Origin of the sequence: Pseudomonas sp. DL (assembly GCF_047199225.1) — a bacterium.
GTDB lineage: Bacteria > Pseudomonadota > Gammaproteobacteria > Pseudomonadales > Pseudomonadaceae > Pseudomonas > Pseudomonas aeruginosa.
In genome coordinates, this window is record NZ_CP178323.1 from 2,289,513 (window position 1) to 2,302,997 (window position 13,485).

A 13,485-nucleotide genomic window follows, 5' to 3' on the forward strand; every position below is an offset into this window, starting at 1 on the left:
GGCGAGGGTGGGGAAACAAGGCATGGGCGGAAACTCTTCTGATTTCCGCCGCAGTCTAGGAGCGTCCCGGTAGTGTGAAAATTGAAATGATCGAAATGAATCAGTGCATTTTGTGCATCTGTTTCAGTTGGAGCCAAGCAGCGGATGGGGATCGCTCTGCACTTCCTCGCAAATCCGCTTGATCGTTTGCCGGAACCAGCGGTGCGCGGGATCGTTGTCGAAGCGTGGATGCCAGGCCTGGACCACCATCACGGTCTTCAACGGCACCGGGATGTCGAACTGGCGCAGGCCCAGGCCCAGTCGGTTGGCCCGCCACAGGGAATGCTCGGCGATCGGCAGCAGCAGGTCGGAGCCGGGCAGGGCGAAGATCGCCGAGTGGAAGGTCGGGCTGATCAGCTTGACGTCGCGCTTCAGGCCGAGTTCTCCCAGGGCCTGGTCCAGCGGTCCATGGTTGAGGCCACGACGCGAGACGGCGATATGCGGAAAAGCGACGAAGCGCTGCGGAGTGATCTCGCCGTCGAAGATCGGGTGCCCCTGGCGGGCCAGGCCGACGAAGCGGGTGGTGAGCAACTGCTGGGTCTTGACCTCGGGTTCCATCCAGGACGAGGCGCCGATGTAGAGGTCGATGCGGTTTTGCCGCAGTGCCTCGTCGTCGATGTCCGACTCCTGCACGAAGCGCAGGGTGCAGCGCGGCGCCTCCTCGGCGAAGATCTCCAGCAGGCGTATCGACAGACCGCCGACCAGGGTGTTGTTGGAACGCAGGGTGAAGCAGCGCTCCAGCTTGTCCAGTTGGATGGTCTCGCGAGTGTTGAACAGGTCGCGGGCCTGGTCCACCAGTTGCCGGACCTGCTCCTGCAGTTCCAGGGCACGGGGCGTGGGCACCAGCTTGCGGCCGGCGCGGACCATGATCGGGTCGCCTACCGCCTCGCGGATCCGTGACAGGGTACGGCTCATCGCCGGTGGGCTGAGGTGCATGCGGCGCGCGGCTCCGACCACGCTGCCCTCTTCGAGAAGAACGTTGAGGGCGACCAGGAGATTCAGATCGGGAAGATGCATGGAGTGGAAGTATAAGCACGCTGGCATGCGCAGGGTGCAGTCTTTCGTTCTCCCAGGCGTGCGTTCGCTGCATTGCTGGATTGCGTTCGCGGTGCCTTTACGCGCACCGGTGGCTGCCGAAGAATGCCGGTGCACGCTCTATCCGAGGATTTGCCGATGTTCCATACGCTCCTGGTCGCCATCGACGGCGGCCCGCAGACCCGTCGCATTGCCGAGCTGGCGCGGCAGGCCGCCGCGCCGGGCGCGCGGGTCCACCTGCTGTGCGCGGTGGACGCCGGCTATGCGTTGCCGGGCCGGCCGACGCTGCTCGACTATCCCCCCGCCGCGCACGAGTGCGAAGAGGCCCGGCAGGTGCTCGACGAGGCTTGTGCGCTGCTAGCCGGGTGCGAGCTGGAGGTACGGGCCGAGCTGCGTGCCGGCGACCCGGTGCAGGTGATCCTGGGCGAGGCGCGGCGCCTGGGCTGCGAGCTGATCGTCATCGGCCATCGGCACCTGGGACGGCTGGAGCGCCTGCTCGATCCTTCGGTCGGCGACCGGGTGATCCGCGAGGCGCCGTGTCCGGTGCTGGTGGAAGTGCGCGAGGGAGATGCGCAGGGGAGTTGACCTCCCGGCCGATTGTCGCCACCTTGCGGTTTTTCCCACGAATGCGGAGGACAGGATGCAGGCGGATTTTTGGCACGCCCGCTGGGCGAACAACCAGATCGGCTTCCACCTGGACGAGATCAATCCCTACCTGATGCGCCACCTGTCGCGGCTGCGACTGCAAGCGGGCGAACGGATCCTGGTGCCGTTGTGCGGCAAGACCCTGGACCTGGCCTGGCTGGCCGCCCAGGGACTGGAGGTGCTGGGGGTGGAGCTTTCGGAAAAGGCCGTGAGCGACTTCTTCGAGGAGCACGACCTGCGCCCCGAGATCGATCAACTGGGTGGTTTCCGCCGCTACCGAGTCGCCGGCATCACCCTGCTGCAGGGTGATTTCTTCGCCTTGCAGGCAGAGCACCTGGCGCAGTGCAGGGCGTTCTACGACCGCGCCGCGCTGATCGCCCTGCCGCCGGAGATGCGCGAGCGCTATGCCGGGCATCTCCAGGCGGTCCTGCCGACGCGCAGCCTCGGCTTGCTGGTCACCATCGACTACCCGCAGGCGGAGATGGCCGGTCCGCCGTTCGCCGTGCCCGACGAGGAGGTGCGTGGCTACTACGCTGGCGGTTGGCGGATCGAGGAACTGGAGCGCGGCGACGTGCTCGGCGTCAACTGGAAATTCCTCGAGCGCGGGGTGTCCTGGCTGAACGAGGCCGTCTACCTGCTGGAGAGAGGCTGAAACGGGGCGCCGCGCGGCGCCCCGTCCATTTTCAGCGGAGTTCGTCGACCAGCACCGCAAGGGTGCTCAGGACGTCCTGGCCGAGCCGCTTGGAGCGGGCGCCGGACCAGCCGGTCCCGGGCTCCGGGTTGTCGTCGTGGTCCTTGAACGGCATCTCGATGGTGAACGCCAGGCAGTCGTAAGTCTGCCCGACGAAGTTGCAGGCCAGCGCCAGGTTGGCCTGGCCCGGCGCACTGCGTGGGTAGCCATGGCGGATCTGGAATTCGCCGCGCGCCATCAGTTCCTCGCGGAAGCGTTGCTCGAGCCGTTCCAGGCGGGGCGTATAGCCCGGGTTGCCCTCGCAGCCGGCGGCGAATACGTGGGGGATTTCCTCGTCGCCGTGGATGTCGAGGAACAGGTCGACGCCATGGCGCTTCATCTCCTGCTGGACGAACCAGACTTCCGGGCTGCGCTCGGCGCTCGGCTCCAGCCAGGCCCGGTTGAGATCCTGGCCGGCGGCGTTGGTGCGCAGGTTGCCGTGGAACGCGCCGTCCGGGTTCATGTTCGGCACCAGGTACAGGTCGGCCTTTTCCAGCAGGCGCTGCATTTCCGTATCATCCGGCCGCTGCAGGCGCTCGATCAGGCCTTCCATGAACCATTCGGCCATGTGTTCGCCGGGATGCTGCTGGGCGATGACCCACAGCTTCAGGTGGCTGTCGGGATGGCGCCTGACCCGCAGCAATTCGATGTCGCGGCCTTGCACACTGGTGCCGACGGCGAGCCGTTCGACGCCCTCGATGCCGAGCGCACGTTCGACCAGGCGGGCATGCCGTTCGCGGCTGTAGGGCTCGAAGTAGGCGAAGCGGACTTCGCTTTCCTCCGGTTCCAGCTGGAAATGCAGGCCGTCGGCGTCGTATTGCGACGGCACGCGGAACCAGCGTTCGCCATCGTACGAGGCGACTGCCTGGTAGCCGCTCCAGGCATGGCTGTAGGCCGACTGGCCGGCGTTGACCAGGGTGAAGCAGTGCTCGGTGGCGGCAGCCATGCCCTCGACCTTGAAGTGGAACCACTGGAAATGCTGGCTGGCCAGGTCGGGACGGATCGCCAGGCGGATCCGGCGGGGATCGCTGGCATCGATGACCTGGATGTTGCCGCTGTCGAAATCGGCGCGGATCTGCATGGGAACCTCATCGGGCGAAATCACGGACCCGCATGTTCCGGGGCTGGCTCGCGGCTGTCAAAGCGACCATGGATAGGTGGCTTTCCCGGGCATAAAAAAAGGGCGACCGATGGTCGCCCTGTCCCAAGTGTGAAAGCGGATCAGCGTGCGCTGGCGCGCAGCGCTTCGATACGATCCTCCAGCGGCGGGTGGCTCATCAGCAGGCCGGCCAGGCCGTGCTTGAGGCCGCCATTGATGCCGAAGGCGTTCAGGGTGTCGGGCATCTGCACCGGCACGCCCTGTTCCGAACGCAGGCGTTGCAGCGCGGCGATCATCGCGCCGGTGCCGGCCAGGTGGGCGCCGGCGGCGTCGGCGCGGAACTCGCGGCGGCGCGAGAACCACATGACGATGATGCTGGCGAGGATGCCGAGCACCAGTTCAGCGAAGATGGTCGCGACGAAGTAGCCGATGCCCGGGCCGTCCTCGTTCTTCAGGATGGCCTTGTCGACGAAGTTGCCGAAGATCCGCGCGAAGAACATCACGAAGGTGTTCACCACGCCCTGGATCAATGCCAGGGTGACCATGTCGCCGTTGGCGACGTGACCGATCTCGTGGGCGAGGACGGCTTTCACCTCATCGGGCGAGAAACGTTCGAGCAGGCCCTGGCTGACCGCGACCAGCGCGTCGTTCTTGTTCCAGCCGGTGGCGAAGGCGTTGGCCTCGTAGGCGGGGAAGATGCCGACCTCCGGCATCTTGATGCCGGCTTCGCGGGACAGCTCTTCGACGGTTTGCAGCAGCCACTGTTCGTGACGGGTGCGCGGCTGGCTGATGACTTCGGTACCGGTGCTCATCTTCGCCATCCACTTGGAGATGAACAGCGAGACCAGCGAACCGGCGAAACCGAACACGGCGCAGAAGACCAGCAGGCTGCCGTAATTCTGGCCGGTGAAGCGGTCCACCCCGAGCAGTTTCAGGGTGATGCTGGCAATCACCAGGACTGCCAGGTTGGTGGCCAGGAACAACAGGATGCGCATCATGGTGTAAAGCTTCTCCTCACGGCTGAAGGCACGGAGCGCGGTTCGCAGGCCGCCGGGGCGGGCGAACGGGCTCCTGATAATCATGCGGGGTTATATAAGGGGCGGTCCATGGCGATTCAATCGAGGGACTATTTCAAACTGTGTCGCCTTGCGCGCCCAGGTTGCCCTCGAACAGCAGGCGGGTCAGCCCGGCCAGGCGTTCGCCGTCGCCCTGCGCCAGCGCCTGGCGCAACTGGTTGGCCAGGCTGGCCTGTTCGCGGCGCACGCTGGCCGGCGCCTCGGCCAGCGCCGCCGCGGCCCGGGGGACGATACGGGTAAGTCTTAGGAAGGCCTTTTCGCTGAGCACCGCCTGGTCGAGAGCCTCGTAATGAATGGTGTTGGCGAAGCGCAGGTAGCCTTCCTCGGCGAGCCAGAGTAACGCGCCCAGACAACTTTGGTGACGTTTGCTCGGCAGGCCGAACTCGTCCGGCGCCTCGCGGCCGATCAGGTCTTCGACGTAGAGCGCGGTCTTGCGCGGAAACGCCTGGTAGAGAAGCAGGAGGCCGCCAGCGGCGTCCTTGTGGAAGTCGTCGATCTGCAGGTCCATGGATGGGTCGCCGGGCAGGGCGGCGCCAGCGGCGCCGCGGGAGCGGGGGGGTTACTGCTGGTAGCCCTTGAGGAAGCTGCCGATGCGCAGGATCGCCTGCTCCAGGTCGTCGACGCGGGGCAGGGTGACCACCCGGAAGTGGTCGGGCCACGGCCAGTTGAAGGCGGTGCCCTGGACGATCAGCAGTTTTTCCGAGAGCAGTAGGTCGAGGACGAACTTTTCGTCGTTGTGGATCGGGCAGACCTTCGGGTCGATCCGCGGGAAGGCGTACAGCGCGCCCATCGGCTTCACGCAGCTGACGCCGGGGATGTCGTTGAGCAGTTCCCAGGCGCGGTTGCGCTGCTCCAGCAGGCGCCCCGGCGGCAGGACCAGATCGTTGATGCTCTGGTAGCCGCCCAGGGCGGTCTGGATCGCGTGCTGCGCCGGGACGTTGGCGCACAGGCGCATGTTGGCGAGGATGTCGAGACCTTCGATATAGCTCTGTGCCCGCTGCTTGGGCCCGGAGATCGCCACCCAGCCGGAGCGGAAGCCGGCCACCCGGTAGGATTTGGACAGGCCGTTGAAGGTCAGGCAGAGCACGTCCGGCGCCAGCGAGGCGGTGGAGACGTGGACGGCGCCGTCGTAGAGGATCTTGTCGTAGATCTCGTCGGAGAACAGCACCAGGTTGTGCTGGCGGGCCAGTTCGACCATGCCTTCCAGCACTTCCCTGGAATACACCGCGCCGGTGGGGTTGTTCGGGTTGATGATCACCATCGCCCTGGTGTTCGGCGTGATCTTCGCCTTGATGTCTTCCAGGTCCGGCCACCAGTTGGCCTGCTCGTCGCACAGGTAGTGCACCGCCTTGCCGCCGGCGAGGCTGACCGCGGCGGTCCACAGCGGGTAGTCGGGAGCGGGGATCAGCACCTCGTCGCCGTTGTTCAGCAGCGCCTGCATGGACATCACGATCAGTTCCGACACGCCGTTGCCGAGGTAGATGTCCTCGATGCCGACGCCTTCCACCTGCTTCTGCTGGTAATACTGCATCACTGCCTTGCGCGCGCTGAACAGGCCCTTGGAGTCGCTGTAGCCCTGGGCGGTCGGCAGGTTGCGGATGACGTCCTGGAGAATTTCCTCGGGAGCTTCGAAACCGAACGGCGCCGGGTTGCCGATATTCAGCTTGAGGATGCGGTGACCCTCTTCCTCTAGGCGTTTGGCGTGCTTGAGCACCGGCCCGCGAATGTCATAGCAGACGTTGGCGAGCTTGTTCGATTTGCTGACCTGCATGATGTGTCGAGTCCCGAAGTGAGCGAACACCGTGGAACAGGCTGCGAAAAGCCCGCTGGATCGCGGCTTGGCAGGCTGTAACGCGGATGACAGACTGGCGTCTATAAGGAGCACGCATGATACGTGCGGCCCGTCCCCCGGAAAAGGGAGCGCCGGGCATTTTTCAGATCGCGAGGTAGAGCCGATGAGCAAGATCGACAAACCCCTGGACTCCTGGCGCGAGGAGTTGACCGAAGAGCAGTTCCACATCTGTCGCCTGGGCGGTACCGAACGCGCCTTCAGTGGCGAATACCACGCCACCAAGACCCCCGGGATCTATCATTGCACCTGCTGCGGCACGGCGTTGTTCGACTCCGACGCCAAGTACGACTCCGGCAGCGGTTGGCCGAGCTATTTCCAGCCGGTGGACGCCGAGGCGGTCCGCGAACTGGACGACTTCAGCCACGGCATGCATCGCATCGAAGTCCGCTGCGGTCGCTGCGATGCTCACCTGGGGCACGTCTTCCCGGATGGCCCCCGGCCCACCGGGTTGCGTTACTGCATCAACTCGGCCTCGCTGAAGCTGGTGCCGCGGGAGAGCTAGAGAGCGACGACCCGTCTTTGGTTCGGGTCGTTTTTCATTCAATCAAGTTGTGTGCAATTGAATTGCGAGATACTTTATTTCGAGACCCACCCTCAACAAGGAAGACAAGCCATGAGCGATTCGCTGCTGAGCATTCCCTGCACCACCATCAAGGGCGAACAGAAGACCCTGGCCGACTTCGGCGGCAAGGCGCTGCTGGTGGTGAACACCGCCAGCAAGTGCGGCTTCACCCCGCAGTACCAGGGGCTGGAGGCCTTGTGGGAAAAATACCGTGAGCGCGGACTGGTGGTGCTCGGGTTCCCCTGCAACCAGTTCGGCAAGCAGGAACCGGGCGACGAGGGCGAGATTTCGCAGTTCTGCGAACTGAACTACGGGGTGAGCTTCCCGCTGTTCAGGAAGATCGAGGTCAACGGCGCCGGCGCCCACCCGTTGTTCGTCAGCCTGAAGAAGCGCGCGCCGGGCCTGCTCGGCAGCCAGGGCATCAAGTGGAACTTCACCAAGTTCCTGATCGGCCGCGATGGCCAGGTGGTGAAGCGCTATGCGCCGACCACCAAGCCGGAGGAGCTGAGCTCGGCGATCGAGGCGCTGCTTGAATGAGCACCCGGGGAAAAGTCGCCAGGCCGGATGGCGTCGAAGAGTCGCTGCTGCTCGACAACCAGCTGTGTTTCAAGCTGTACGCCGCCTCGCGCGCGGTGATCCGCGGCTATCGGCCGCTGCTCGAACAGATCGGCCTGACCTACCCGCAGTACCTGGTCATGCTGGTGCTCTGGGAGTGGCATGCGAGCCCGCCGGAGCAGCCGACGGTGAAGGCCTTGGGCGACCGCCTGCTGCTCGACTCCGGAACCCTGACGCCCTTGCTCAAGCGTCTCGAACAGCTCGGCCTGGTAGATCGCCGTCGCGCCAGTCACGATGAGCGGGAAGTGCACCTGACGCTGACGGTGCCGGGGATCACCTTGCGCGAACGGGTCATTCCGCTGCGCCAGCAGCTGATCTGCAGCACCGGTTTCGACCTCAACGAGATGTTCGACCTGCACCAGCGCCTGGGCGGATTGCTGTCGCGCTTCCGTCTGGTGGTAGGAGGCTAGCCGTCGTCGCGAGGCCGGCTAGTCGCTCGCGGTGAGCGGGCACCAACGGTCGAGGATGGCTTTCAGTTCGTCGCGGTGGAAAGGCTTGGCCAGGTAGTCGTCCATGCCGGCGGCACGACAACGTTCGCGCTCGTCCGGCAGGGCGTTGGCGGTCAGCGCGATGATCGGCAGGCCGCCCCAGCGTCCGCTGTCGCGGATCTGCCGGGTCGCTTCGTAGCCGTCCATCACTGGCATGTTGCAGTCCATCAGGACCAGGTCGATGGGATGCTCCTCCAGCATCTTCAGGGCATTCAGCCCGTGTTCGGCGATCCATACCTGGCAGCCGAGCTTGTGCAGCAGGCCCTTGGCGACCAACTGGTTGACCGGGTTGTCCTCCACCAGCAGGACCCGGGTGTTGCGCTGTTCTCCCGTGGTGTCCGAGGCGCTCGACGGGGCTATGGCAGTGTGTTCGAGCACGTGTTTCAGGGCCTGGTACAACTGGTTGCGACTCAGCGGCCTGGCCAGTTGGCGCAGCGGCGACAGGCGGCGGGCCAGCTCCGGTTCGAGGAAACTGCCGTAGGCGGTGACCAGCAGGATCGGCGTACCGATGCTCGGACGCAGTCCCATCAGACAGTCCGGGCAATCCGATATCAGTACGTCGAGCGAGTGGCCGAGCAGGCTGTCGTCGGTCTCCAGACGCTTGTACTCCAGGCCCCAGCGCGGCAGCCAGGTTTGCAGCAGCTGCGCCAGCCCGCTGTTGGCCGAGCATTGCGCGATCACCCGGCCGCGCAGCGGCAGCGCCTGCAGCGGAGGGCTGACCGGCGCCAGCGGCAGGCCGACGCTGAACAGGCTGCCCAGGCCGACCGTCGACTCCACCGTCAGCTCGCCCTGCATGGCCTCGCACAGCTTGCGCGTGAGGGCCAGGCCGAGGCCTGTGCCGCCGTATTGGCGGGTGATACCCGCGTCGGCCTGGGTGAACGGTTGGAAGATGCGATCCAGCGCCTCCTGGGCGATGCCGATGCCGGTGTCGCGCACACTGATGCGCACACCCTCGGCGGTGGCTTCCACGCGAACGTCGACCCGCCCCAGGCGGGTGAACTTCAGCGCGTTGGACAGCAGGTTGCTGACGACCTGGCGAATCCGCGTCGGGTCGCCGGAAACCTGGGCGGGCAGGGCGGGGTCGACCAGGCAGGTCAGCTCCACGCCGGCCGCGGCGTTCTGCGAGAGGAGGCTGGCGGTGTCTTCCACCAGGACGCCCAGGTCGAACGGGATCTGTTCCAGGACCAGTTGCCCGGCCTCGAACTTGGAGAGGTCGAGCACGTCGTTGAGCAATTCCACCAGCACCTTGCCGGAGTCGTGGGCGATCGACAGCTGCTGGCGCTGTTCCGGGGTGAGCGGGCCGTCGAGGCTCAGCGAGAGCATGCCGAGCAGGCCGTTCAGCGGCGTGCGGATCTCGTGGCTCATGTTGGCCAGGAAGCTGGCGCGGGCCTGGGCCATATCGAGAGCGGTCTGGCGGGCTTCTTCGAGTTCCTGGTTGGATAGCGTCAGGCGCGCGTTGGCGGCCTTCAGCTCGGCGGTACGGGCGGCGACGATGCTTTCCAGCTCCTCCAGGTACTGGGTCAGGCGGTTCTCCGCCTCCCGGCGCTGTTCGATCTCTACCGAGATGCGCCCGAGCTGGCGGTTGATGACTTCCACCAGCACGCCGATCTCGTCGCGTTCGTGGCCCTTGGGGCAGGGCAGGCGCATGCGTGCCGGCGAGCGTGGATCGTGTCCGCTGAGGGCCTGGATCAGGCTGACCAGGGGCTTGGTCAGCAGGGTATAGAAGAGCACCAGCAGGATCAGCGACAGCAGCAGGCTGCGCACGAAGCCGGAGAGCAGGGTGATGCCGGCGCGACGGAGGAAGTCGTTGCCGAACACGAAGGTGTCGATTTCCAGGTGCAGTACGCCGAGGGCCTCGCCCGGCGCATGGTCGACATGCAACGGGTCCTCGTAGACCCGCTTGTGGCCGAAGAGGAAGTCGCTGAGCGGCCGCAGGCGGCTTTCGGCGGATTCGCGCGAGGCGCTGGCCAGCGGCAGGCCGGAGGTGTCGATGATTTCCGCGCGGACCACGGCGGGCGAGCGCAGCAGGCCGAGGACCAGCTCCTGGGCCAGCTCCGCATCGATGTTGTAGGCGATTCGCGCGGCGGGGTTGTGGCTGACGTCCAGCAGCGCGCGCACTTCGCGATTGATGGATGCGTCCTGGCTGGCATAATCGACGCCAACCTGAATCAGGCTGAGCAGGGTTCCCAGGATAAAGGCCACCAGCACGGTGAGGCTGGCCTGTTTGAACGACAGGCGATGGGTCAGCGCTATATCCATGGGGGCGGGGATCAGCCTTGGCGAGGTTCTGCCGCCTAGCATAGCCCATCCCGACCGTCTGTCGGGGTTCCTGGGCGCAACCGATGATCGATCCGTGACGTCAGTCCGATCCGAGGAGAACAGAGTGGATTCCCGATTGAGCGATTTTCTTGCCCGCGCCGAAAGCGTGCTCGCGCGCCTGGAGCCGCTGCTGCCGGCCGTACGCGAAGCCGTCGACTGGGAGCGCAGCCTGGCGGCGCGCTGGCACCGCGACGGCCGTAGCGGCTACCTGCAGCCGCTGGAGGTCAGCCTCGACCTGCGCCTGGCCGACCTGCTGGGCGTAGAGCGGCAGCGCGAGCAACTGGAACGCAACACCCGCCAGTTCGTCGCCGGCCAGCCGGCCAACCACGCCTTGCTCTGGGGGGCCCGCGGGACCGGCAAGTCCTCCCTGGTCCGTGCGCTGCTGGCCGAGCTGGCCGGCGCCGGGCTGCGCCTGATCGAGATCGAGCGCGACCACCTGGCCGACCTGCCGCGCGTGGTGGAGCAACTGCAAGGCCTGCCGCAGCGCTTCGTGCTGTTCTGCGACGACCTCTCGTTCGATGCCGGGGAAGGCGACTACCGGGTACTCAAGAGCGTGCTCGACGGCTCGCTGGAACAGGCGCCGGAGAATGTGCTGCTCTACGCCACCTCCAACCGCCGGCACCTGGTTTCGGAGAAGCAGAGCGACAACGAGAACTGGAAGATGGTGGACGGCGAGCTGCATCCCAACGAAGCGGTGGAGGACAAGATCGCCTTGTCCGACCGTTTCGGCCTGTGGCTGTCGTTCTATCCCTTCACCCAGGAGCATTTCCTCAGCGTGGTTCGCCACTGGGTGGACGTGCTCGCGGAGAAGGCCGGGCTGGCCTGGAGCTGGAGCGAGGAACTGGAGAAGGAAGCGATCCGCTGGGCGCTTGGCCGCGGCAACCGCAACGGCCGTTGCGCCTATCAGTTCTCCCGCTACTGGGTGGGCAAGCAACTGCTGGAGCGCCAGGCATGATCGATCTGCAGCAATCTGGCGCCGGGCTGGCCGGCTACGCCCTGCTGGCGGCGCAGGCCGAGGCGCTGTTCGCCGACGAGCGCGATTTCATCGCCAACGCCGCGCAGTTCTCCGCCTTTCTCTTCCATGAGCTGGGCGACCTGAACTGGGCCGGCTTTTATCTGAACCGCAACGAGGAGCTGGTCCTGGGACCGTTCCAGGGCAAGGTCGCCTGCGTCCGCATCCCCTTCTCCAAGGGCGTCTGCGGCGCCGCGGCGCGTACCCGGCTGACCCAGCGGGTCGACGACGTCCACGCGTTTCCCGGCCACATCGCCTGCGACAGCGCTTCCAGCAGCGAACTGGTGGTGCCTCTGCTCAAGGACGGCCGCCTGGTCGCTGTGCTCGATCTGGACAGCCCGAGCGTGGGACGCTTCAGCGCCGAGGACCAGGCCGGGATCGAAGGCCTGGTGGAGATATTCCTGCGCCTGACGGACTGCTGAGCGACGCGTTCAGGCTTTCGCTGCGAGCTTGTCGAGGGTCCGTCGTTCCCCCGGCAGCAGCGCTTGCATCGCCGGGCGTTCGAGCATCCGCGCGAAATGCGCGGCGAGGGCCGGCCAGCGTTGCTCGTCCAGGTTTTCGCCGGCGTGACGCAGGTTGACCAACTGGCTGGCGATCGCCAGGTCGGCGAGGGTCAGTCGCTCGCCGACGAAGAAGGCCCGGCCGTCGAGATGGTTTTCCAGGTAATCGAAGTGCGCTGGCAGCTTTTCCTCCAGCGCGCGACGCACGTCGTTCTCCTCGCAGGCCTGGCCCATCGCCGGCTTGAGTATCCGGTTGCGGAAGATCGTCAGCGTGGCCAGGGGAGCGATCTCGTAGTCGGCGTATTTTTCCAGCCAGCGCACCGCTGCGCGGCTGGCGGGGGCGTCGCCCTGGAGATTCGGCGGTTCGGGATAGCGTTCTTCCAGGTACTGGCAGATCACGCTGGAGTCGGCGAGGGCCAGGTCGCCGTCGCGCAACGCCGGGATGCGGCCCAGCGGACTGATCTCGCGATACCAGGCCGGCTGGCCGAAAGGGGCGATCGCTTCCAACTGGTAGTCGAGGCCCTTTTCGGCCAGGAGCAGGCGGACCTTGCGGACGAACGGAGACAGCGGGGCTCCGTAGAGTGTCAGGCTCATAACGATTTCCTCGGTCGATATGAGCCTGGGTTATAGCACGGCTGCCGTAGGCAGGCCGGAATCAGTCGTAGACGTTCTTCTTCTTCCACAGGTCGTCTGCATCGAGGGCCTTCAATCCCTCGTTGAGTTCGCTGGGCTCCTCGCTCGCCGGCTGGCTGTTGTTCAGCACCATCGCGTTGGCGCGGGCCAGCTGCGCTTCCATCTGCTGCAGCTCCGCCTGGTAGCGCGCCAGCTCGGGCTGCTTGCGCAGGTACTGGGCGCCGCGTTCGAAGGCCAGGCGCGCCTGGCGCGGTTCGTTCTGCTGCAGGGCCTGCTGGCCGAGATTGCCGAAGAACTCGATATGCAGGCGCACCAGGAGGTGGCGAATCTCCTTGACCCAGATCTGCGCCTCGCTGCGCGGCAGGTGGCCGTCCTGGGTGAAACGGGTGAGCTGGGCATGCAGGGCTTCGAAGAGGAAGCGGACTTCCTTGGCCTTGTCCTCGGTCAGGATCGCCTGGGGCGGATTGCGCACCGGGATCGACTCGCCCTTGGCGACCAGCGCGCGCAACTCTTCTATACGAGCCTTGAGCCCGGCATCGGCTTTCTTCTCCAGCGCCAGTTGCTGCTCGCTGAGGCTGAGCTCGATCTGGCTCATCAACAGCTTCAGCGACGGGCTGACGAACTGGCCGGGAAGGCTCTCGGAAATCTGCGCGCAGCGCCGGACCCGGTCGTTGAGTTCGGCTTTCAGGCGCGCTTTCTCCAGCTTGCTGTTTTCCACCACGTGGTTGATATAGCCAATGGCGATTAGGAGGGCGATCCCGCCGATGATGAGGGCGGTAATGAGGAGTGGCGACACCTTGGGACTCCGCTGTAAGAATTTTCTCAGTCTAATGTCTTGGTGCTACCACTGATAGCAGCAGCTCATTATTTGCACAGAAGT

The 13,485-nt window shown here is 65.6% G+C and carries 15 protein-coding genes; 7 read left to right on the forward strand and 8 right to left on the reverse strand.

Annotation, left to right across the window (positions count from 1 at the left end; translation table 11 throughout):
• Positions 1–123: 123 nt before the first annotated feature.
• Complete coding sequence (locus ACI766_RS10755; protein ID WP_003143729.1) at positions 124–1,083, reverse strand: LysR family transcriptional regulator; 960 nt, start codon at positions 1,081–1,083, stop codon at positions 124–126.
• Between the two features lie 129 nt (positions 1,084–1,212).
• Here ACI766_RS10755 and ACI766_RS10760 point away from each other — a divergent pair, with 129 nt between their 5' ends.
• Positions 1,213–1,659, forward strand: coding sequence for a universal stress protein (locus ACI766_RS10760; protein ID WP_003106084.1), 447 nt, complete (start codon positions 1,213–1,215; stop codon positions 1,657–1,659).
• A 55-nt stretch (positions 1,660–1,714) separates the two neighbouring features.
• Entirely contained in the window at positions 1,715–2,371 is a 657-nt protein-coding gene (locus tag ACI766_RS10765; RefSeq protein ID WP_003109680.1) for a thiopurine S-methyltransferase, read from the forward strand.
• Positions 2,372–2,402: 31 nt separating this feature from the next.
• On the opposite strand, the gene ACI766_RS10770 is transcribed toward ACI766_RS10765, so the two are convergent.
• The 4 genes from ACI766_RS10770 to ACI766_RS10785 form a co-directional block, all read right to left on the reverse strand.
• Positions 2,403–3,530, reverse strand: coding sequence for a M14-type cytosolic carboxypeptidase (locus tag ACI766_RS10770; protein WP_003122530.1), 1,128 nt, complete (start codon positions 3,528–3,530; stop codon positions 2,403–2,405).
• A gap of 140 nt (positions 3,531–3,670) precedes the next feature.
• The gene (htpX, locus tag ACI766_RS10775; RefSeq protein ID WP_003090915.1) at positions 3,671–4,546 is read right to left on the reverse strand and encodes a protease HtpX; all 876 of its coding nucleotides are present in this window, start codon (positions 4,544–4,546) and stop codon (positions 3,671–3,673) included.
• Positions 4,547–4,679: 133 nt separating this feature from the next.
• Positions 4,680–5,132: a hypothetical protein gene (locus ACI766_RS10780; protein WP_003115276.1), complete on the reverse strand. Its 453-nt coding sequence runs from the start codon at positions 5,130–5,132 to the stop codon at positions 4,680–4,682.
• A 51-nt stretch (positions 5,133–5,183) separates the two neighbouring features.
• Positions 5,184–6,395: a pyridoxal phosphate-dependent aminotransferase gene (locus ACI766_RS10785; RefSeq protein ID WP_003098808.1), complete on the reverse strand. Its 1,212-nt coding sequence runs from the start codon at positions 6,393–6,395 to the stop codon at positions 5,184–5,186.
• A gap of 184 nt (positions 6,396–6,579) precedes the next feature.
• On the opposite strand from ACI766_RS10785, the gene msrB reads away from it, so the two are divergent.
• From msrB to ospR, 3 genes are all read left to right on the forward strand, one after another.
• Entirely contained in the window at positions 6,580–6,978 is a 399-nt protein-coding gene (msrB, locus tag ACI766_RS10790; protein WP_003090911.1) for a peptide-methionine (R)-S-oxide reductase MsrB, read from the forward strand.
• 111 nt (positions 6,979–7,089) lie between these two features.
• Positions 7,090–7,575, forward strand: a complete 486-nt coding sequence (locus ACI766_RS10795; RefSeq protein ID WP_003090910.1) for a glutathione peroxidase — start codon at positions 7,090–7,092, stop codon at positions 7,573–7,575.
• Positions 7,572–8,063, forward strand: a complete 492-nt coding sequence (ospR, locus tag ACI766_RS10800) for a hydroperoxide stress response transcriptional regulator OspR (protein ID WP_003114767.1) — start codon at positions 7,572–7,574, stop codon at positions 8,061–8,063. Before ACI766_RS10795 ends, ospR begins: the two co-directional genes overlap by 4 nt.
• 18 nt (positions 8,064–8,081) lie before the next feature.
• Here ospR and sagS read toward each other — a convergent pair whose 3' ends face one another.
• A complete protein-coding gene (gene sagS / locus ACI766_RS10805) occupies positions 8,082–10,442 on the reverse strand; it encodes a two-component system sensor histidine kinase/response regulator SagS (protein WP_003158678.1) in 2,361 nt (786 codons plus the stop codon).
• A gap of 82 nt (positions 10,443–10,524) precedes the next feature.
• Between sagS and ACI766_RS10810 the strand changes: the two genes are divergently transcribed.
• Positions 10,525–11,415, forward strand: a complete 891-nt coding sequence (locus ACI766_RS10810; protein ID WP_003143737.1) for an ATP-binding protein — start codon at positions 10,525–10,527, stop codon at positions 11,413–11,415.
• On the forward strand, positions 11,412–11,894 hold the full coding sequence (locus ACI766_RS10815; protein WP_003090905.1) for a GAF domain-containing protein: 483 nt from the start codon (positions 11,412–11,414) through the stop codon (positions 11,892–11,894). Before ACI766_RS10810 ends, ACI766_RS10815 begins: the two co-directional genes overlap by 4 nt.
• A gap of 9 nt (positions 11,895–11,903) precedes the next feature.
• On the opposite strand, the gene ACI766_RS10820 is transcribed toward ACI766_RS10815, so the two are convergent.
• Both ACI766_RS10820 and ACI766_RS10825 read right to left on the reverse strand, forming a co-directional pair.
• Positions 11,904–12,566: a glutathione S-transferase family protein gene (locus ACI766_RS10820; RefSeq protein ID WP_003114770.1), complete on the reverse strand. Its 663-nt coding sequence runs from the start codon at positions 12,564–12,566 to the stop codon at positions 11,904–11,906.
• A 61-nt stretch (positions 12,567–12,627) separates the two neighbouring features.
• Positions 12,628–13,401, reverse strand: coding sequence for a hypothetical protein (locus tag ACI766_RS10825; RefSeq protein WP_003090903.1), 774 nt, complete (start codon positions 13,399–13,401; stop codon positions 12,628–12,630).
• Positions 13,402–13,485 lie beyond the last annotated feature (84 nt).

What these genes read in the sequence shown, in the direction of transcription:
- msrB (WP_003090911.1), top strand. Translation starts at nt 6,580, where the DNA reads ATGAGCAAGATCGACAAACCCCTGGACTCCTGGCGCGAGGAGTTGACC.
- ACI766_RS10780 (WP_003115276.1), bottom strand. Translation starts at nt 5,132, where the DNA reads ATGGACCTGCAGATCGACGACTTCCACAAGGACGCCGCTGGCGGCCTC.
- sagS (WP_003158678.1), bottom strand. Translation starts at nt 10,442, where the DNA reads ATGCTAGGCGGCAGAACCTCGCCAAGGCTGATCCCCGCCCCCATGGAT.
- ACI766_RS10770 (WP_003122530.1), bottom strand. Translation starts at nt 3,530, where the DNA reads ATGCAGATCCGCGCCGATTTCGACAGCGGCAACATCCAGGTCATCGAT.
- ACI766_RS10765 (WP_003109680.1), top strand. Translation starts at nt 1,715, where the DNA reads ATGCAGGCGGATTTTTGGCACGCCCGCTGGGCGAACAACCAGATCGGC.
- ACI766_RS10755 (WP_003143729.1), bottom strand. Translation starts at nt 1,083, where the DNA reads ATGCCAGCGTGCTTATACTTCCACTCCATGCATCTTCCCGATCTGAAT.
- ACI766_RS10820 (WP_003114770.1), bottom strand. Translation starts at nt 12,566, where the DNA reads ATGAGCCTGACACTCTACGGAGCCCCGCTGTCTCCGTTCGTCCGCAAG.
- ospR (WP_003114767.1), top strand. Translation starts at nt 7,572, where the DNA reads ATGAGCACCCGGGGAAAAGTCGCCAGGCCGGATGGCGTCGAAGAGTCG.
- ACI766_RS10795 (WP_003090910.1), top strand. Translation starts at nt 7,090, where the DNA reads ATGAGCGATTCGCTGCTGAGCATTCCCTGCACCACCATCAAGGGCGAA.
- ACI766_RS10785 (WP_003098808.1), bottom strand. Translation starts at nt 6,395, where the DNA reads ATGCAGGTCAGCAAATCGAACAAGCTCGCCAACGTCTGCTATGACATT.
- htpX (WP_003090915.1), bottom strand. Translation starts at nt 4,546, where the DNA reads ATGATGCGCATCCTGTTGTTCCTGGCCACCAACCTGGCAGTCCTGGTG.
- ACI766_RS10815 (WP_003090905.1), top strand. Translation starts at nt 11,412, where the DNA reads ATGATCGATCTGCAGCAATCTGGCGCCGGGCTGGCCGGCTACGCCCTG.
- ACI766_RS10760 (WP_003106084.1), top strand. Translation starts at nt 1,213, where the DNA reads ATGTTCCATACGCTCCTGGTCGCCATCGACGGCGGCCCGCAGACCCGT.